An 18,155-nucleotide genomic window follows, 5' to 3' on the forward strand; every position below is an offset into this window, starting at 1 on the left:
TTTCATATTCAGATCCGCCGCCGACGATTGAGCTGCGGAATCGCCGTCTGCGGCACCTCCACCTTCACCACCTGCGCCACCGTGCACGCAGCCAACTGCGCCAGCGTCGGCTGGCTGAACAACGTCCGCGCATCCACCTCCAACCCCGCTTTGCGCAGGCGCGCCACCAGGTTCACGGCCAATAACGAATGCCCGCCCAGTTCGAAGAAGTGGTCGTGGCGCCCTACCCGCTCCAGCTTGAGCACCTGCGCCCAGATCCCGGCCATCAAGGTTTCCACTTCGCCCTGGGGCGCTTCATAGGCGCGGCTGAGGACCGCCTCCAACCCCGGTTCTGGCAGGGCCTTGCGGTCGAGTTTGCCGGCGGGGTTGAGCGGTAGTTCATCAAGCTGTACGAAGGCCGACGGCACCATGTATTCCGGCAACTGCGCCAGCACATGGGTGCGTAAGTCTTCCAGGCTCGGCGCCGGGCCGCGCACGGTGAAGTAGGCAAGCAGACGCTCATCACGAATCAACACCGCCACCTCACGCAGCGCCGGATGTGCCAACAGGCACGATTCGATTTCCCCCAGTTCCAAACGGACGCCGCGCAGCTTGACCTGGAAGTCGTTACGCCCGAGGAATTCCAGGTTGCCGTCCGGCAGATAGCGCACCAGGTCGCCGGTGCGGTACAGCCGATCACCTTGTACAAACGGGCTGTCGATAAAGCGCTCGGCCGTCATCTGCTCCAACCCCAGATACCCACGGGCCACACCGACACCGCCGATATGCAACTGGCCGCTGACGCCCATGGGCACCGGCGCGTCGTGTGCATCCAGCACGTACAGGCGCGTGTTATTGATCGCCCGGCCAATGGGCAATTGCAGCGCGGGTACTGGCGCGCCGGGCTCCAGGGTCCAGGCGCTGCTGTCTACAGTGGCTTCGGTGGGGCCATAGACGTTGTGCAGGCGCACCTTGGGCAAGCGCGCCTGCACGCCACGGGCCAGGGCTTCGGTGAGCTCGCCGCCGCCACACAGCACATCGGTGAGGCTGGTGCACAGGGCGGATTCTTCCAACTCAAGGAACTGCTGCAACATCGCCGGTACGAATTTGATCACGGTGATCTGCTGCTCGCGAATCACGTGTGCCAGGTAGGCCGGCTCACGATGACCATCGGGCCGCGCCAGGACCAATCGCATGCCATTGGCCAGCGGCCAGAACAGCTCCCAGACCGATCCGTCGAAGCTGAACGGCGCCCGCTGCAACAGCGCTCCGCCCTCGGCGTTAGGGCACAGTTGCGAGCCCCAGTGCATCAGGTTGCCCAGGCCGCGATGTTCGATCATCACGCCTTTGGGCGTGCCGGTGGAGCCGGAGGTGTACATCACGTAGGCCAGGTTGGCGACGCTCAGCCCCGGCACCGATGGGTTGCCCTCCGGCGCGTGGCTCCAGGCACAGTGGTCAAAGTCGATCACCGGGATGGCGACTTCACCCGGCAAGTCGCGGGTGGCCGCGTGCACCAGCAGCGCCACCGGTTGGCTGTCCTGGAGCATATAGGCCAGGCGTTCGCGGGGGTAACCGGGGTCCAGCGGCACATAGGCGCCACCGGCCTTGAGGATGGCGAGCAACCCCACCACCAGGTCCAGGCCGCGCTCGACGCACAGCGCCACGCGGGAATCCGGCTGCACGCCACGCTCGCGCAGGTAAAAAGCCAGCCGATTGGCGCGCTCGTTGAGTTCGCGATACGTCAGTTTCTGCTCGCCGGCCTGCACCGCCACCGCGTGCGGAATGTGGCGAGCGTGGGCTTCGAACAGCGCCTGGACGGTAAGGGTTTCGGGGTAGTCGGTTGCGGTGGCGTTGAAGTCCAACAGCAGTGTCTGCACTTCACGGGCGGGCAGCACCTGCACGTCCCGCAACGGTGCTTGCGGTGTATTTTCCAATGCATCCGCCAGGTTGATCAGCGTCGTTTCCAGGTAGTCCAGGATTCGCTCGGCGCCGACCTTGCGCGGTGCCTTGGCCTTGAGATGAAAACCGCTGGCGGTATCGTCCACGCTGAGCATCAGCGGGTAGCTGAGGATGTCTTCGGCGCTGACCAAAGCGATGCCCGGCACCAGGACGAGGTCGCGCTCGGCATCGGTATGACGGTAATTGAGCAGGCTGTTGAACAGCGGAGTCGCGCTGCTGCAACGCTGGGCCAAGGCCAGCGACGCTTGCTCATGGGCGAGCAAGGCGCTGAGTTGGCGATGGGTGTCGCGCAATGCGTCCGCCACGTTTTGCCCGGCCAGATGCAGACGCAATGGTAGGGTATTGATGAACATGCCCAAGGCCCGGTCGGCGCCCTCGCCTGCCTGCAAACGGCCGAGCAACACGGTGCCGAACACGCCATCATCACGGCCCGCTACGCGGCTGAGCACCTGGGCCCAGGCCAGGTGGAACAGGCTGGCTGCACTGACGCCCAAACTACGGGCCTGAGCACGCAAGCGCAGATTGAGGTCATCACTCAGGGCACGCTGGGCTTCTTCGGTGTCGCTACGATTGGCCTGGCGCTCCTGCAGGCCGAAGGCCAACGTAGGCTCGTCCACATCCCCCAGCAGTTCACGAAAGAACGCCTCATGGGCCGCCTGGCGCGCCGGTGAACGAGACTGCGCCACCACCGTGCGATAAGGCACCGGCGTCGGCAATTGCGCTTGTTGGCCGAGCAGATGGGCGCGAATTTCCTGCATCAGAATCGTGGTAGACGTGGCGTCGTTCACCAAGTGATGAAAGCGCAATCGGGCGACCCAACCCGTGGGCGCTTCGGCATAGTCCAGCGCCATCAACGGTGCCTGGCGCAAGTCCAAAGGCCTATTACCCTCACGCCACGGCTCAACACGCAAGCGCGCCGCGCGCCACACCACCTGCATCGGCTGCTCCAAGGCTTCCCAGGCCAGGCTGGTGCGCAAAATATCGTGGCGGTCGATCACCTGTTGCAAGGCTTGGGCAAAGGCGTCCAATTGCTCGCGCCGTTCAAAGCTGAACAGTGCCTGTTGCTGGTACGGGTCGTGCTCATCGGTGAGGTGGTGGTAGAGCAGACCTTCCTGCAGCGGCGCCAGGGGGTAGATTTCCTGCACGTTGGCCGCGCCCCCGGGAATAGCCGCGACGATGCCGTCCACGCTGGTTTGATCCAGCTCGGTCAGCGCCAGTAAATCCGAGGTGATGTGGCGGCAGTCAGCAGGGATGCGATTGGCCGGCACTTGCACCTCGCTGCCTTCACTCACCGCCGCCAACGCCGCCAGCGTCGGCTGGCCGAACAGCACTTGCACATCGGCGCGCAAACCGGCCTGGCGCATGCGTTGCACCAATTGCACCGCGAGCAACGAGTGCCCGCCCAGTTCGAAGAAATGGTCGTGACGGCCCACGTGCTGCACCTGCAACAGCTCGGCCCAAAGCTGCGCCAGGACGGCCTCCACACCGGCGCGCGGCGCTTCGAACCGTCGAGTGACGAATGCCGCCTGGGTCGGCGCCGGCAGTGCCTTGCGGTCGAGTTTGCCGTTGGCGGTCAAGGGCCACGCGTCCAGGGGCATGTAGGCCGCTGGCAGCATGTAGTCCGGCAATGAGTTTTGCAGATGGGTGCGCAGGGTTTCGATGTCGACGGCCTGGCATGGGATAAACCAGGCGAGCAATTGCCCGTCGCGAGACTGCACCACGGCTTCCTGGACGTCCGCGTGGGTGGCCAGGGCCGATTCGATCTCCCCCAGCTCGATGCGCATGCCACGGATTTTCACCTGGTCGTCATTGCGGCCCAGGTATTCAAGCTGACCGTCGGCCAGCCAGCGCGCAAGATCGCCGGTGCGGTACATCCGGCCCGGCGCAAAGGGGTTGTCGAGAAAGCGTTCGGCACTCAGTTCCGGGCGGTTCAGGTAACCGCGCGCCACGCCTTTACCGCCAACGTACAACTCCCCCGCCACGCCAATGGGCACCGGGCGCTGCTGGTCATCCAACAGGTAAACGGTCGCGTTGGCGACGGGCGCACCGATGTGCAACGGCTGGCCCGCATCGACGCGACCGGAGGTGGCAACCACGGTGGCCTCGGTGGGGCCGTAGTTGTTGATCACGTCAAAGGTTTGTGCGCGTGTGAAGCTGCGTAGGCGATCGCCGCCGATCAGCAAGGTGCGCAGGGTCGGATGCTCCAAACGCTGGCTGAAGGCGTATTCGGCCACGGGGGTCGGCAGGAAGCACACGTCCAACGGCTGCGCGCGCCACCAACCGAGCAGCGCGTCGATGTCTTCCGCACCGTCATGGGCCGGCGGCAGGTGCAACGTGGCCCCCACGCACAACGCCGGCCAGACTTCCCACGCCATCGCGTCAAAACCGAAGCCGGCGACGCTGGCGGTGTGGCTGCCCGCCTGCAGATTAAAGGCCTGGCAGTGCCAGTCCACCAGGTTACAGACGCTGTGGTGTTCGACCATCACGCCCTTGGGCAAGCCGGTGGAGCCGGAGGTGTAGATCACGTAGGTGAGGTTCGACGGTTTGACCGCAACGTGCGGGTTGGCACCCACCTGCAGCGTCGGTCGGTCCAACTCAACCACCGGCAGCGCCAGGGCAGGCAGGCGATGCCGCAAATCGTGCTGGGTGAGTACCGCAATCGGCGCGCTGTCTTGCAGCAGATAGCTCAAGCGCTCAGCGGGATGGGCCGGGTCGACCGGCACGTAGCAGGCGCCGGCTTTGAGGATCCCCAGCAGGCCCACCAGCGTGTCCAAACTGCGCCGGGCCAGAACCGCCACGCGATCATCGGGCTGCACGCCCAGCTCAATCAGTTGATGGGCCAATCCATTGGCTTTTTGATTGAGTTGGGCATAGGTCAACTGACGGCCCTGGTAGATCGCGGCCACTGCGTCCGGCGTGCGCACGGCCTGGGCTTCGATGCGTGCGTGCAGGGTGTGCGGCTGCGCAATCGGCTGTGCGGTGGCGTTCCACTCGTGCAGTCGGGCCTGTTCGGCGGGCGTGACCATGGAGAACGCACCGACAGGCAACTCGGTGTTATCCAGCCCTTGCTCCAGCAACCCGGTAAAGCGCTGGGCCAAGGCGAGCACCTCGTCGTGCTGGAAGTACGCCTCGTTGTACACGCAATGCAGCGTCGCGGTGCCCTGGCAGCGGTTGCTGCGCAAGTGGATGGCAATCGGCAGCGGTTCATGGTGGTTGGACACCTTGATCGCGCGGGCCTGGGTGGCGCCGTAGCGCAGTTCATGGTCGTCCTGTTCGAAGGACACCGACAGGTCGAACAGTTGGGCGCGATCCGCACGGCGCAGGCCCAGTTCGCGATTCATCTCGCTCAACGGAAACCGTTGGTGACGCAAATCCTGCTTGAGCTGGTCGCGCACGCCGCGCACCAAGGCGCCGAACGGCAGTTGTTCATCGAACTGAAAACGCACCGCACTGACTTGGGCAAACAGCCCTACGGTGGCGCGAAAACGCGCGTTGGAGCGGTTGAGAATCGGCAGCCCGACCACCCAATCCGGGCGCTGGGCGGTGCGGGTGAAATACACATACATCGCCGCCAACAGCACATGAAACGCCGAGGCCTGATAACGGCTGGCCACCTGTTCCATGCGGTCAAGCAAAGCAACCGAAAAGGGTTGCGCCAGGGTGTTGCTGGTCGCGTTAGCGAGGTGCTTGGGCGTGAGCAACGGTTCCGGCAGCACCTGGTATTTGTCCAGCCAGTAGGCGCGGTCGCGGACGAAGCGAGACGAGTTGCGGTAGCGCTGGTCGGCGTCGATAAAGTCGATATAGGACGGTGCCGCCGGCTCCGATGAACGGCCTTGTTCAAGGCCGGTGTAGAGCTGCGCCAGGGATTGCAGCATCTGGCCAAAACCCCAGCCATCAAGGATCACGTGATGGGCCTGGGTGCCGAGGCGGTAGTGGTTGTCGGCGAGTTTGATCAGGAAGAAGTGGAACAGCGGCGCGCCTTCCCTCTGATAAGGCCGCGCCATGTGCGCCTGCATCAAGGCCTGGCTGGCGGCCTGCGGGTCGGGCAATGCGGATAAATCGTGCTGCGCCACTTCGGTCAACAACGCGGGGGCGAAGGTTTGTCGAGGCAAGCCGTGGTCGTCGCTGTGCAGTTGAGTGCGCAGCGCATCGTGCCGGGCCACCAACTGCTCGACAGCTCGTTGAATCAATTCAGGCACCACTGCACCTTCGAAGTCGACATAACCGCCGATGTTGTACAGCGGCGAATCGCCCATCCGCAGTTGGTCGAGCCAGATGTCCTGTTGGGCCGCGGTGAGGGGAAAACTGGCCGGCAGGCTGGAAAATTGCTGCATAAGATCCTTCTCATGGGTGTCAGGCACTGGCCGCGCAGGGAGCCCCATTACGGCGAAATTGCCGGATTTGAGCATGGGGGGTTGGGGCTGTCTGTCACCCTAAACCCGGACATTCAAATGGATGGATCCCGGTTGACTGAAGGTTCACAGCTGAAACGATTAAAGAGCTGTAGGAAATTGGCTATACGCGGTCGCTACTGATTTTTTACAACCTCATCTCGATAAATATATTTTCTATGTAAATCAGAAACTTAAGTTAAATTCAAAAAGACTCAGCCGTTCACTTAGTCGGAAACAGCTCTCAGAAACGTCAAATTAATGACGTGGTTTTTATGGCAGTTTGTGTCCCTCGTTTCCGCTACATACGTAGGAAGAATCCCCTGGCTAAATAAAATCTCGAGTGCCGACTCTCGTTCATGAGGAACGGATCGCCCCCCAGAGGCCCAGGGAGTTCGTTGACGGTTTTCGACATCAAGGATGAGATGGCTATGAGTTTGAAGCGCAGCATGGGTAACACACAGAGCCCGAATTTCTTCGCTGAAATGGGTGAATTGATTGCACACAGCGGCCATGAGGCGTTTGCCGACCATATGCTGCATCTGGTCAGCAAATGGGTGCCGATCCACTTGGTGGACCTCAGTGAGTGGACCCTCGACGAGCTGCGCGATCGCGTGCTCGATATCAAGCTGCTCGGCAGCGCCGGCCAGAAGCAGGACTTGCCGCCGCCCCTGGCGGTGTGCCAGTTGGATGACCACCCGCTGCTGCTGCAAATGCTCAGCATGCAGGACCCACTGCTGATCCAGATGAACGCCAGACCCAACAGCGCACACCCGCGCGGCACCTCGCACCAGTGCAACCTCGTGTCGCGCCAGGGTAGCCGGCGCTGCGTGATTTCGTTCTACCGGCCGCCGACCCAGCGCGGGTTTTCCCTGGCCGAGTTGTCGTTTCTCAAGTGCCTGTCGGACACGCTGCTGCCGCTGATCGAACGCCACGCCCAGATCCTGCGCCAGGCGCCGCACGACCAGTCCGAGCCGGGCCATACACTGCTTGAGCAATCGCAATTGCAGCGTGAGTTCTATAAGCGCCTTTCTCTCGGAGACATCACCCTGTCGGCCCGCGAGCAGGAGGTGTGCCTCGGGCTGTTGACCGGCGGCACCGTGCCGCAGTTGGCGGAAAAACTCAGTGTTAAAAACAGCTCAATCGAGACCTACCTCAAACGCGCCGCCGCCAAGCTGGGTGTGAGTGGCCGGCATGGTTTGGCCAAATGGATGGTAGGCGCTTGATGAAAAAACTCACCCTCACCGGCATGGTCTTCGTGCTGGGTGGCTGCTCGCTGATCCCCGAGTACCAGCGGCCCGAAGCACCGACGCCTGGCCAGTACCCCCAGAGCGGTGTGTATGCGCTGGCACAGGCCGGCACGCTGACGCCCTCCTCGGACTGGCAGCAGTTGTTCCATGACCCCGCACTGCAACAGCTGATCCGCGATGCGCTGGTCAATAACCGTGACCTGCGGGTGGCGGCGCTGAACGTCGAGGCATTCCAGGCGCAGTACCGCATCCAACGGGCCGATCTGTTCCCGGCGGTGTCCGCCACAGGTGCCGGCACCCGTCAGCGTGTGCCTGGGGCTGTGAACGGCACCGGTAAACCGGCGATTACGTCCACCTATTCCGCCACCCTCGGCATCAGCGCTTATGAGCTGGATTTTTTCGGCCGCGTGCGCAGCCTCAGCGAACAGGCGATGCTCACTTACCTGGGCACCGAAGAGGCACGGCGCAGTGCGCAATTGAGCCTGGTGGCCAACGTTGCCAATGCCTACCTCACCTGGCGCGCCGACCAGGAACTGCTGGCCCTGGCCCAGCAAACCCTGGCGGCCAACGACCACAGCCTGCACCTGACCAGCCGCAGCAAATCGGCGGGCAAAGCCTCGGCCCTGGACGTGGTGCAGGCGCGCACCAGCGTCGAAAGCACCCGCGCCAGCGTGGCACGGTATGAGCGCCAGGTTGCGCAAGACCTCAACAACCTGGCCCTGCTGGTGGGCGGCCCGGTGGACCAAACCCTGCCGTCCCGTCCTCTGGCGGATGACCTGATAGCCCGTGTGCCCGCCGGGCTGCCGTCGGACCTGCTGCAACGCCGCCCGGATATCCTTCAGGCCGAATACCAGTTGCGCGCGGCCAACGCCAATATCGGCGCCGCCCGTGCGGCATTCTTCCCGTCGGTAAGCCTTACGGCCAACGCCGGCAGCACCAGCACCGAACTGTCGGGGCTGTTCAAGGGCGGCTCCGGCAGTTGGACCTTCCAGCCGCAAATCAACCTGCCGATCTTCAACGCCGGCAGCCTGCGCGCCAGCCTCGACTACGCCAAGCTGCAAAAAGACATCGGCGTGGCGCAGTATGAAAAGTCCATCCAGACCGCCTTCCAGGAAGTCGCCGACGGCCTGGCGGCCCGGCAGACCTTTACCGACCAACTCAACGCGCAACGGGACTTCGTCGCCGCCAACCAGGCGTATTACGACTTGGCCCAACACCGCTATCGTAGCGGCGTGGACAGCAACCTGACCTTCCTCGATGCCCAGCGCTCGCTGTTCAGCGCGCAACAGGCATTGATCGTGGACCGGCTGGCGCAGCTGGTGGCGGAGGTGAACCTGTATACCGCGCTGGGCGGTGCATGGGGGGATGGGGCGGTGCTGACGAGCCAGCGCTAGCGGAACTGTCGGGTGAGTGCTGTCGAGCGGGCCTACAGTGGTGAGCAGGCTTGCTGTGGTGAGCAGACTTTATTGTGGTGAGAAGGCCTACTGTGGTGAGCAGACTTATTGTGGTGGGCAGGCCTACTGCGGTGAGCAGACTTATTGTGGTGAGCAGGCTTGCCCTGCGCTGGGCTGCGAAGCGGCCCCAATACTGAGGAATGCCGCTTCCCAGACACTCCGCGGTGGTGGGTTTTGGGGCTGCTGCGCAGCCCAGCGCAGGGCAAGCCTGCTCACTACGAAAGCCCGCTCACAACGATGATCGAGAAGCCCTACTTCAGCGTAATCACCGCCTCCGCCTCGACCTCGATCAACCATTGCGGCAACGACAAGCCGCTGACGATAATCCACGAAGAAGGCGGCGGGTTATGGGGAAAGCGCTCACGCAAGGCCTCAGCTATCGGCTCCTGCTGATCACGTGCGGACTCGACGATATATAGCCGCAGCATCACCACATGGGACAGATCACCACCGACCTCGGCCAAGATCTTTTCGATATTGTCCAGCGAGGTAGCAATTTGCTCCGCCATGCCTGGGCCGACCGTACGCTCCTGGGCATCCACCCCGACTTGGCCTGAAAGCAGAATGCGCCGGCCAACGGGAACCTCAATTGCCTGGCTGAAGCCATATTGCAGAGAGTTGAATACGCTTGCGGGATTGATGACATTGCGTTGCATAACGGGTCCTTGTTGTTAGTTGGAGCATAAGGCTGACTCAAACAGTTTCATGTCTCAATAAGCGATACATCTGCCAGGCAGCAAAGCCAATGAGACAAACACCGCTCGTTCGGTTAAGCAGAATAAAGTCCGGGTTTTCGACACGCATTCTTCTGATCGTCGCCCCACCCAGCGCGTACAGCAGCTGCGCTGAAAATGACTCCAAAAGAAAACCCGGCAAATGAAAATACCACCCAATGCCATCCAGTTGCGCACGGCTGGCAATCACACAAGAAGAAGTGGCCGCGATGGTGAGTGGACTTGTGGTGGTGAGCAGGCTCTTTGTGGTGAGCAGGCTTGCCCTGCGCTGGGCTGCGAAGCGGCCCCAGTACTGAGGCATGCCGTTTGCCAGACACTCCGCGGTGATGGTTTTTGGGGCTGCTGCGCAACCCAGCGCAGGGCAAGCCTGCTCACCACAAACAGCCCGCTTGCCACAACACAATGTGCGCACTCGCGACGCTGAGCACTGCAGATCGTAATCGCCCTCAGGACTTCACTGCTATCATCCAGCCATTACTCCCCACATGGACGTGAGCAGGTTTATTGTGGTGAGCAGGCTTGCCCTGCGCTGGGCTGCGAAGCGGCCCCAGTACTGAGGAATGCCGTTTGCCAGACACTCCGCAGTGATGGGTTTTGGGGCTGCTGCGCAACCCAGCGCAGGGCAAGCCTGCTCACTACAAAGAGCCCGCTTGCCACAACACAATGTGTGCACTCGCGACGCTGAGCACTGCAGATCGTAATCGCCATCAGGACTTCACTGCTATCATCCAGCCATTACTCCCCACATGGACGTCACTATGCGCCTGATCGCAGCTCCCGCACTTGCCCTGGCCCTTACCGGCTGCAGCATCACGCAAACCGTCACCCCAGTTTCCCTGTCCACCACCCAGTCCCCGGAGATCTGCACGATCCCCGCAGAAGGCCTGCGCGAAGGATTCAACACCACCTACACCGCGCAACTGCGCAGCAAGGGTTTTCACACCCGCGAATTGCCGCCCGGGAGCCCGCCTGCCAGCTGTGCGTTGTCGACCACCTACATTGGCAAATGGAGCTGGGACATGGCGCTGTACATGAGCTTTGCCCAGATCCAGGTGTTCGAGAACGGCCGCCAGGTCGGCCAGGCGCTGTACGACTCGACTTCAGGTGGCGCGCGGATGGGCAAGTTTATCGACGCACAGAACAAGATCATCGAGATGACCAACCAGCTGTTCCCGGAAGTGGTCTACGGTACGACCCGGCCTGACCTTCCCTCAGTGCCAGACTGAATTAAACCGACAAGCACCTGAAGCTCTACGTCTTAAAAGTCTGGGATATTGAAGTCCAGCTCGACCTCGTACGCACGTCCCACGCGTGGTCTTGTTTTAAACCACAGCTTTCCGCTGATCGGTTTTGCAGGATAGGCGCTTTTCAACTCAACCCAACCCTCAATCCCTTCGTAATCTGTGGTGACACCGGTGTCTCGGATAAAAGTCATGTAAAGCAACGTCAGCGTCACAGGGTTTGCGCCGACACTACAGGTGTCGCTGTGAGCGCTCTCAGGGTTTACGCCGATACTATAGGTGCCGCTGGGAGCGCTCTCAGGAGTGAGTGCCAGTCCAATGAGCGATGTCCGACCAGGGCTTTCCAGATCATCCACTGTGCCACGTAAACTCAACGTCCCATTTTGGTTGTCACGGTAGATCCATGTCGCCTTAAAGGGATACGTTTGATCATCGCTCAGGCTGACGACCTTGCCGTTCATGGTACCGGTGGCCGTCCCTTTATTAGACTTATACAGTTCGATGTCTTCAAACATGTTGATCTCCCGCTCCACTATCAATGTGAGGTCGCCGCGCTTTCAACCGGTATTGAAGTGGAATAAACGTGAGTTGTAACCTGTGACTTATGACAGGTTTAAACACGCGTTTCTTATTACCTGTGGTCATTAGTACAGGGTTCACTTCGACCAGAACGGCACGCGCACTACCACCCCCCCATCGCCAGACTGAACGGCGAAAACTGCTCAAACTCCCAACGCAACGCCAACGCCGCCGGGCGCCTTACCACGTGTTCCACGGTCACCGTCCACAACCGCTGCGCGCCTTCAAACGCTGCCACGTCGGGACCGCTGAGGATCAGCGAGGTGCTTCCGGCAATCTGCAATACGTCGCCCGAATCAAAGTCGATGAACAGCAGACCCGCCACCGGGTTGGCTGCCAGGTTGCCCAGGGTGTTGAAGAACAGGTTGCCGGCAAAGTCCGGGATGGTCAGCACGTTGCCGTCGACGCGCACAAAGCCGGTGTTGCCGCCGCGATGGGACACGTCCACCGAACGTTCGCCTTCAGCGTCCACATAGCTGGCGACGAAGAAGGTGTCGGCGTTGCGGATCATCGCTTGGGCGCCAGCGTCGAGGTTGCTGGAGCGCTCGGCCACGGTGCCGGGTTTGCGTGCGATACCGTCCACCGGCCGCAGTTGGATGTATTTGGGGCAGTTGCCGAAGGTATGCACCACGTCCACCGAAAAACCCTCGTGATCCAGGGCGCCGATGCGGCCGTTCATGCGGTTGCGACGGCGGGTGTTGAGGTCGATGCCCAGCAGCCCCACGGACGCTCCTTGCCGCACGGCATTGCGAGCGGGGTCGCTGGTATTGGGCAGACTGTCGATTTGCAGGGTCTGCGGCTCGGGCGAATGGGCGAAACCCGGTGCGCCCTCAACCATCGTCGCCCACGGAATGCCCTGTTCGTCCACCACACCCAGCAACAGGTATGGCAGCAAAGGGTAGAAATCCCGGTGCTGCTCAGGCAAGTGATCACGAATTACTTTGGGCCCGACCACAGCCATGCGCTCAGCGACGCCGGCGCTTTCCTGCATCTGCCGTTCGCCGGCATGCCAGGGGGATAGTTCGATTGGATTCATGGCGATGACCTCCCGTTAGATGCTGCGATGCTGCGCCCTGCCCGCCAACAGAGGGAATAACCACCCCAGACAATCCACTGTTACGCCAACTGAAATGCTGGGTGTTCCCGCAACGCCGCCACGCAATGGTCGACAAAACTGCGCACACGCATCGGCGCGTTGCGGCCCTCGCGATACACCACATTGACTGGCAGCGGCGGCCCTTCATAGGCCGGCAAGATCCGGCGCAATTGCCCGCTGCCCAACGGCCCGTGCAGCGGGTAGCTCAGGCACCGCACCACGCCCGCCCCCTGCACGGCGGCATTGATTGCGCCTTGTACCGTGGAGCAACTCAACCGCGCACGCGCCTTGAGCAAATAGCCTGGGAAATCCCAATGCACGTGCTCGGCACTGGCGATCAGCCGATGCTGCTTGAGCTCGCTCGGGTGCCGGGGCTCGCCGTGGGTGGCGAGATAATCGGGGCTGGCGCAAAGGAGTTGCCGCACCTGCCCGAGCGGCCGCGCGATCAGTGACGAGCTGGGCAGCTCGCCCACCAGGATCGCCACGTCCAGGCCCTCTTCGTGCAGGTTGGGGTCATAGTCGTGATAACGCGCCACTACGCGCATGTCGGGGTAACGCTCCAGATAGTCGGCCAACACCGGCGCCATCAGGTAACGGCTGAACAACAGCGGCAAGAAAACCCGCAGATTGCCCTGAGCCTGCACATGCGCGCCCTTGGCCGAGGCTTCGGCGGCGTCCACGCTGGCCAGCAGTTGCAGGCAGTCGGCCAGGTAGGCGCTGCCGGCGTCCGTAAGGCTCACGCCTTGAGTGCTGCGTTGCAGCAACGTCACGTGCAGGCGTGCTTCCAACCGCGCAATGGCACGTACCAAGGTCGGGCCGGAGACGCACGCACGGCGCGCCGCCGAGGCCAGGCTCGGTTGCCCGGCCATGGCGGCGAACAGTTGCATATCGCGAAAGCGCTCCATCAGCCGTGCCGTTGGAGCGCGGCGTCCTGGCCCAGGCGCTGGCTGAGAAAATCCACAAACGTACTGACCTTGGCCGGCACACGCCCGCTGCTCTGGAACACCACCTGGATCGGCAGCGGCGCCGGTTCAAAAGCCTCCAGCACAATCTCCAGTTCATCGGCCGCCACCGCTGCCGCGACTTGATACGACAGCACACGGGTCATGCCCCAGCCCAGGCGCGCCAGGTTGATCGCCGCGTTGTTCGCCGAGACCACCAGGCGTGGTTCGATGGGTACCGTCAGCGGCTGGCCGGCGTCGACAAACGCCCACTCACTGACCAAATGGCTGGAGGATAGGCCGATGATTTGCGCTGCACGCAATTGCTCGGGGTGCAGCGGGCGACCGTGCTGGTCGAGATAACCAGGCGACGCGCACACCACACGGCGCACCTCGCCCACCTTAATCGCCTGTTGCCCCGGTTCATGCAGGTGGCCGATACGCACAGCCACATCAATCCCTTCGTCGACCATGTTGACCACCCGATCCACCAGCAAGGCATTGATGTTCACCTGGGGAAAGCGGTCGAGATAGTCACCCAGCACCGGCGCCACATACAGCTCGCCAAACAGCACCGGTGCGGTCACCGTAAGGTGGCCACAGGGGATCGAATAACTGCCCGCCGCCGCTTCTTCGGCTTCGTCCAACTCGGCGAGGATGCGCCGGCAATCTGCGAGGTAACGCTGGCCGGCTTCGGTCAGGTGCAAGCTGCGCGTAGTGCGCGCCAGCAGTTGGGTGCCGATGCGTTGTTCCATGGCCGCGATGGCGCGGGTCACGCTGGGCGGCGAGGTGTTCAGGCGGCGCGCGGCGGCAGCGAAACCCTCCTCCTCGGCCACCGCCAGGAACACCTGCATTTCGTGAAATCGGTCCATCGATGCGCCTCAGGAAGGTTACTGTGATTGCAAACCTACCGCCGTACGCGGCATGCCCACAAAACCTGGCAGGGCCTCAATACTGGCAAGCCAGGCGCGCACCTTAGGGTAGTCGACCAGCGACACATTACCTTCCGGCGCATGGGCCACGTAGGTGTAGAACGCGATATCTGCAATGCTCGGCTGCTCGCCAGCCAGGAAGCGGGTTTCGCTCAGTTGCTGTTCCACCAGTTCCAACAAGGCATGGGCGCGACTGATGGTGGCCGCCGCGTCCACGTCGGCGCCAAATACCGTGGCCAAGCGTGCAGTCGCGGGCCCGGCATGCAGTTGCCCGGCAGCCGCCGACAACCAACGCTGTACACGCGCCTGCCCCACCGGGTCGCTTGGCAGCCAGTGGCCGTTGCCGTATTTCGTGGCGAGGTAGACCAGGATCGCGTTGGAGTCCGCCAGCACCGTGCCGTTATCGTCAATCGCCGGCACCTGGCCGAAGCGATTGATCGTCGCCGTGAAATCAGCGGATTTATGGGCGCCTTGCTTGAGGTCCACCAGGATGAATTCGGTGGGCAGCCCCAGCAGGGACAGCATCAGCTCGGCCCGATGGGAATGGCCGGACAGTGGAAAACCATAGAGTTTGATCGCAGGCTGGGACATGTAAGGCTCCAAAAGGTGGGGGTTCCGACACCTGAGATGTTCCACCGCTGCGTCGATCAATGGAATCACCAGGTTTTACAATCCAGCATTTCACCGGGTGAAACAATCACTCGCCAAACAGTTCGACGATCAGCGTAAACAGCGTGGTCTTCACTGCGCTGTCCAACTCGGTCCAAGCCAACCCCGTGCTGGCCTGAAACGCTCCCAATACCAGCGGCCGCGACACGCAGTTGGCTGGCAACGCCCGCGCAGCCTGCTGCGGCAAAACGCCGACGCCCAACCCGGCACAGACCAGCGCGAGCATGGTGGTGAACTCGCCCAGCTCGGACGCGATCTGCAGCGGGATGCCCACGGCCTGGATAAATTCGTCGTAGAACCCCGGCGCATAGCGCCGCGCGAGGATGTACACCGGCACGTCGAGCAGATCGCCGGGCTGGATCGAATCCTGTGCGGCCAACGGATGATCCATCGGCAAGGCCACACAGAACGGCTCGCGCAACACCACGCGGGTCTGCACACCGGGGTAGGCGGCGGGCAGGCGCATCAAGCCGAAATCGAGGCGGCCATGCTTCAACGCGGCGGCTTGATCGGGGCCAGGCATGTCCTTGAGTTCCAGCTCGATACGCGGGTAGCGCTGATGCACCGCGCGGATTAACTCGGGCAACAGTTGCGGCAATACCGACGACACAAAGCCCAGCCGCACTCGGCCGATTTCCCCCCGGTTGGAGGCCCGCGCCGCCTCCGCCGCCCGCGCGGCCTGGTGCAGGGTCGCCTGGGCCTCCGGCAGGAACACCCGGCCGGCATCGGTCAATGTCACCGAGTGCCGATTGCGGTCCAGCAGGCGTACGCCCAAGCCACTTTCGAGTTGCTTGATCTGCATGCTCAGCGCCGGTTGCACAATCGACAACTGCCCCGCCGCCCGGCCGAAATGCAGCTCCTGGGCCAGTACCACAAAGGCGCGCAAGTGCTTGAGTTCCATCCAGCCCTCCTGGTTATCACGGATATTGATCAGCCGATCATAAATGAACATTGGACCTGCGCCCTACACCGAGGTGAAGTTAAGCCCATCAGACAGCGTTTTGATTATCACAAGCGCGCCCGGAGAAATATGCCCATGCAAAGCGTTCTAGACACCTTTCGCCTCGACGGCCGGCTGGCGCTGGTCACCGGTTCCAGTGCCGGTATCGGCCTGGCCATCGCCCGTGGCCTGGCCCAAGCGGGCGCACGGGTGGTGCTCAACGGGCGTAACCGCAGCACATTGCGTGACGCCGCCGCCCTGCTGACCCTCGAAGGCCTGGAGGTGCACACCCAGGCCTTCGACGTGACCGACAGCGCAGCAATCCAGGACGGGGTGGCAACGATCGAGGAACGCTTCGGCCCCTTGGACATCCTGGTGAACAACGCCGGTATGCAACGCCGTGGGCCGCTGGAAGACTACAGCGAGCAGCACTGGCGCGAACTGATCAGCACCAACCTCGACAGCGCCTTCCTGGTGGGTCAGGCCGTGGCGCGGGCGATGATTCCGCGCAAACGGGGGCGCATCATCAATATCTGTTCGGTGCAAAGTGAATTGGGCCGCCCGGGCATCGCGCCGTATGCGGCGAGTAAAGGCGCCTTGAAGATGTTGACCAAAGGCATGGCCATCGACTGGGGCCCGCACGGGCTGACGGTCAACGGTATCGGCCCCGGTTACTTCAAGACCGAGTTGAACGCCAACCTGGTGGCCAACCCCGAATTCAGCGACTGGCTGGTGCAGCGCACACCGAGCCGCCGCTGGGGCGACGTCGCCGAGTTGGCCGGTGCAGCGGTGTTTCTGGCCAGCGATGCCGCAAGTTTCGTCAACGGTCATATCCTGTATGTCGACGGTGGCATCACCGCGTCGCTGTAACCCTGGAGAACCTTATGCACGCCATTGTCTGCCACGCCTCAAAAGACCTGCGGGTGAGCCCCCAGGACGAACCCCCTGCTCTGGGGCCCGAGCAACTGCGTGTACGCATCGCCCGCGGCGGTATCTGCGGCTCGGACTTGCACTATTACCAGCAGGGCGGCTTCGGCACTGTGCGCCTGCGCGAGCCGATGGTGCTCGGCCATGAAGTATCGGCAGTGATCGACGCCGTGGGCTCGGACGCCGGCCAGTTCAAGGTCGGCCAGCGCATTGCCGTATCGCCGTCACGCCCGTGCGGCGCTTGCCGCTATTGCCATCAAGGCCTGCCCAACCATTGCCTGAACATGCGCTTCTACGGCAGCGCGATGCCCTTTCCGCATATCCAGGGCGCGTTTCGCCAGAGCCTGGTGATCGAGACGCATCAGGCACATGTGCTGGCCGATCACGTCAGCCTCGCCGAAGGTGCGCTGGCCGAGCCGTTGTCGGTCGGGTTGCATGCGATCCAACGGGCCGGCGCGGTGTTCGGCAAGCGCGTACTGGTGACCGGTTGCGGCCCCATCGGCAACCTGCTGATCGGCAGCCTGCGCGCCGCCGGTGCCGCTGAAATCGTCGCTGTGGACCTGTCCGCCAGCGCACTGGCCTGTGCGGAAAAAATGGGCGCCACGCGCACCCATAACATCGCCGACGGCATCGATGCGCTCAAACGCTACACCGCCGAGAAGGGTTACTTCGAGGTGATGTTCGAAGTCTCCGGCAGTGCCCAAGCCCTGCGCAACGGCCTGGACTGCATCGCCCCGCGCGGCGTGCTGGTCACTGTCGGGTTGGGCGGTGAAGTGTCGCTGCCGCTGAACCTGCTGGTCAGCCGCGAGATCGACCTGCGCGGCACCTTCCGCTTCCACAGTGAGTTTGCCCAGGCGGTGGACTTGCTCAATCGCCAGGTCATTGATGTACGGCCGGTGATCTCCCATACGGTGCCGTTCGAGCAAGCCGTGCAGGCGTTTGAACTGGCAGCGGACAAGACCCAGGCGATGAAGGTGGTGCTCGATTTTGGTGTGGCGGAGGTGGATTGAAGCGGTAGGCCAGATAACCTGAGGTTGCCTGATCGACCGCCATCGCCGGCAAG

General features: G+C 62.6%; 14 protein-coding genes. 5 read left to right on the top strand and 9 right to left on the bottom strand.

Annotated elements, in window-relative coordinates; translation table 11 throughout:
• Positions 1-8: 8 nt before the first annotated feature.
• Positions 9-6,272 (bottom strand): non-ribosomal peptide synthetase, encoded by a 6,264-nt coding sequence (locus LRO94_RS18400; protein WP_179178735.1) that lies wholly within the window; start codon positions 6,270-6,272, stop codon positions 9-11.
• A gap of 488 nt (positions 6,273-6,760) precedes the next feature.
• Here LRO94_RS18400 and LRO94_RS18405 point away from each other — a divergent pair, with 488 nt between their 5' ends.
• Both LRO94_RS18405 and adeC read left to right on the top strand, forming a co-directional pair.
• Positions 6,761-7,555, top strand: a complete 795-nt coding sequence (locus LRO94_RS18405) for a helix-turn-helix transcriptional regulator (RefSeq protein WP_095184337.1) — start codon at positions 6,761-6,763, stop codon at positions 7,553-7,555.
• Positions 7,555-8,973: an AdeC/AdeK/OprM family multidrug efflux complex outer membrane factor gene (gene adeC, locus LRO94_RS18410; RefSeq protein WP_179178734.1), complete on the top strand. Its 1,419-nt coding sequence runs from the start codon at positions 7,555-7,557 to the stop codon at positions 8,971-8,973. The genes LRO94_RS18405 and adeC overlap by 1 nt, the downstream gene beginning before the upstream one ends.
• A gap of 311 nt (positions 8,974-9,284) precedes the next feature.
• Here adeC and LRO94_RS18415 read toward each other — a convergent pair whose 3' ends face one another.
• Both LRO94_RS18415 and LRO94_RS18420 read right to left on the bottom strand, forming a co-directional pair.
• Positions 9,285-9,689, bottom strand: a complete 405-nt coding sequence (locus LRO94_RS18415; RefSeq protein WP_179178733.1) for a RidA family protein — start codon at positions 9,687-9,689, stop codon at positions 9,285-9,287.
• A 37-nt stretch (positions 9,690-9,726) separates the two neighbouring features.
• Complete coding sequence (locus tag LRO94_RS18420) at positions 9,727-10,068, bottom strand: hypothetical protein (protein ID WP_179178732.1); 342 nt, start codon at positions 10,066-10,068, stop codon at positions 9,727-9,729.
• Positions 10,069-10,525: 457 nt separating this feature from the next.
• Here LRO94_RS18420 and LRO94_RS18425 point away from each other — a divergent pair, with 457 nt between their 5' ends.
• Entirely contained in the window at positions 10,526-10,993 is a 468-nt protein-coding gene (locus LRO94_RS18425) for an Sbal_3080 family lipoprotein (RefSeq protein WP_050442838.1), read from the top strand.
• A 32-nt stretch (positions 10,994-11,025) separates the two neighbouring features.
• On the opposite strand, the gene LRO94_RS18430 is transcribed toward LRO94_RS18425, so the two are convergent.
• The 6 genes from LRO94_RS18430 to LRO94_RS18455 form a co-directional block, all read right to left on the bottom strand.
• Positions 11,026-11,523, bottom strand: coding sequence for a hypothetical protein (locus LRO94_RS18430; RefSeq protein WP_179178731.1), 498 nt, complete (start codon positions 11,521-11,523; stop codon positions 11,026-11,028).
• Between the two features lie 167 nt (positions 11,524-11,690).
• Positions 11,691-12,623 (bottom strand): pyridoxamine 5'-phosphate oxidase family protein, encoded by a 933-nt coding sequence (locus tag LRO94_RS18435; protein ID WP_122752855.1) that lies wholly within the window; start codon positions 12,621-12,623, stop codon positions 11,691-11,693.
• Positions 12,624-12,703: 80 nt separating this feature from the next.
• Positions 12,704-13,588 (bottom strand): LysR family transcriptional regulator, encoded by an 885-nt coding sequence (locus tag LRO94_RS18440; protein ID WP_179178730.1) that lies wholly within the window; start codon positions 13,586-13,588, stop codon positions 12,704-12,706.
• Positions 13,588-14,496, bottom strand: coding sequence for a LysR family transcriptional regulator (locus LRO94_RS18445; protein ID WP_032887281.1), 909 nt, complete (start codon positions 14,494-14,496; stop codon positions 13,588-13,590). Before LRO94_RS18445 ends, LRO94_RS18440 begins: the two co-directional genes overlap by 1 nt.
• Before the next feature lie 18 nt (positions 14,497-14,514).
• Positions 14,515-15,147: a glutathione S-transferase family protein gene (locus LRO94_RS18450; RefSeq protein ID WP_179178729.1), complete on the bottom strand. Its 633-nt coding sequence runs from the start codon at positions 15,145-15,147 to the stop codon at positions 14,515-14,517.
• Between the two features lie 106 nt (positions 15,148-15,253).
• On the bottom strand, positions 15,254-16,126 hold the full coding sequence (locus LRO94_RS18455) for a LysR family transcriptional regulator (protein ID WP_032887300.1): 873 nt from the start codon (positions 16,124-16,126) through the stop codon (positions 15,254-15,256).
• A gap of 135 nt (positions 16,127-16,261) precedes the next feature.
• Between LRO94_RS18455 and LRO94_RS18460 the strand changes: the two genes are divergently transcribed.
• Positions 16,262-17,035 carry a glucose 1-dehydrogenase gene (locus tag LRO94_RS18460; protein WP_032887279.1) on the top strand — a complete coding sequence of 258 codons (774 nt, stop codon included), beginning with the start codon at positions 16,262-16,264 and terminating at the stop codon, positions 17,033-17,035.
• A gap of 14 nt (positions 17,036-17,049) precedes the next feature.
• Positions 17,050-18,102: an L-idonate 5-dehydrogenase gene (locus LRO94_RS18465; protein ID WP_179178728.1), complete on the top strand. Its 1,053-nt coding sequence runs from the start codon at positions 17,050-17,052 to the stop codon at positions 18,100-18,102.
• The last annotated feature ends 53 nt before the right edge of the window (positions 18,103-18,155 follow it).

The organism is Pseudomonas sivasensis (assembly GCF_021391435.1).
Lineage (GTDB): Bacteria > Pseudomonadota > Gammaproteobacteria > Pseudomonadales > Pseudomonadaceae > Aquipseudomonas > Aquipseudomonas sivasensis.

What these genes read in the sequence shown, in the direction of transcription:
- LRO94_RS18420 (WP_179178732.1), bottom strand. Translation starts at nt 10,068, where the DNA reads ATGCCTCAGTACTGGGGCCGCTTCGCAGCCCAGCGCAGGGCAAGCCTG.
- LRO94_RS18405 (WP_095184337.1), top strand. Translation starts at nt 6,761, where the DNA reads ATGAGTTTGAAGCGCAGCATGGGTAACACACAGAGCCCGAATTTCTTC.
- LRO94_RS18455 (WP_032887300.1), bottom strand. Translation starts at nt 16,126, where the DNA reads ATGGAACTCAAGCACTTGCGCGCCTTTGTGGTACTGGCCCAGGAGCTG.
- LRO94_RS18445 (WP_032887281.1), bottom strand. Translation starts at nt 14,496, where the DNA reads ATGGACCGATTTCACGAAATGCAGGTGTTCCTGGCGGTGGCCGAGGAG.
- LRO94_RS18450 (WP_179178729.1), bottom strand. Translation starts at nt 15,147, where the DNA reads ATGTCCCAGCCTGCGATCAAACTCTATGGTTTTCCACTGTCCGGCCAT.
- adeC (WP_179178734.1), top strand. Translation starts at nt 7,555, where the DNA reads ATGAAAAAACTCACCCTCACCGGCATGGTCTTCGTGCTGGGTGGCTGC.
- LRO94_RS18415 (WP_179178733.1), bottom strand. Translation starts at nt 9,689, where the DNA reads ATGCAACGCAATGTCATCAATCCCGCAAGCGTATTCAACTCTCTGCAA.
- LRO94_RS18460 (WP_032887279.1), top strand. Translation starts at nt 16,262, where the DNA reads ATGCAAAGCGTTCTAGACACCTTTCGCCTCGACGGCCGGCTGGCGCTG.
- LRO94_RS18430 (WP_179178731.1), bottom strand. Translation starts at nt 11,523, where the DNA reads ATGTTTGAAGACATCGAACTGTATAAGTCTAATAAAGGGACGGCCACC.
- LRO94_RS18425 (WP_050442838.1), top strand. Translation starts at nt 10,526, where the DNA reads ATGCGCCTGATCGCAGCTCCCGCACTTGCCCTGGCCCTTACCGGCTGC.
- LRO94_RS18400 (WP_179178735.1), bottom strand. Translation starts at nt 6,272, where the DNA reads ATGCAGCAATTTTCCAGCCTGCCGGCCAGTTTTCCCCTCACCGCGGCC.
- LRO94_RS18435 (WP_122752855.1), bottom strand. Translation starts at nt 12,623, where the DNA reads ATGAATCCAATCGAACTATCCCCCTGGCATGCCGGCGAACGGCAGATG.
- LRO94_RS18440 (WP_179178730.1), bottom strand. Translation starts at nt 13,588, where the DNA reads ATGGAGCGCTTTCGCGATATGCAACTGTTCGCCGCCATGGCCGGGCAA.
- LRO94_RS18465 (WP_179178728.1), top strand. Translation starts at nt 17,050, where the DNA reads ATGCACGCCATTGTCTGCCACGCCTCAAAAGACCTGCGGGTGAGCCCC.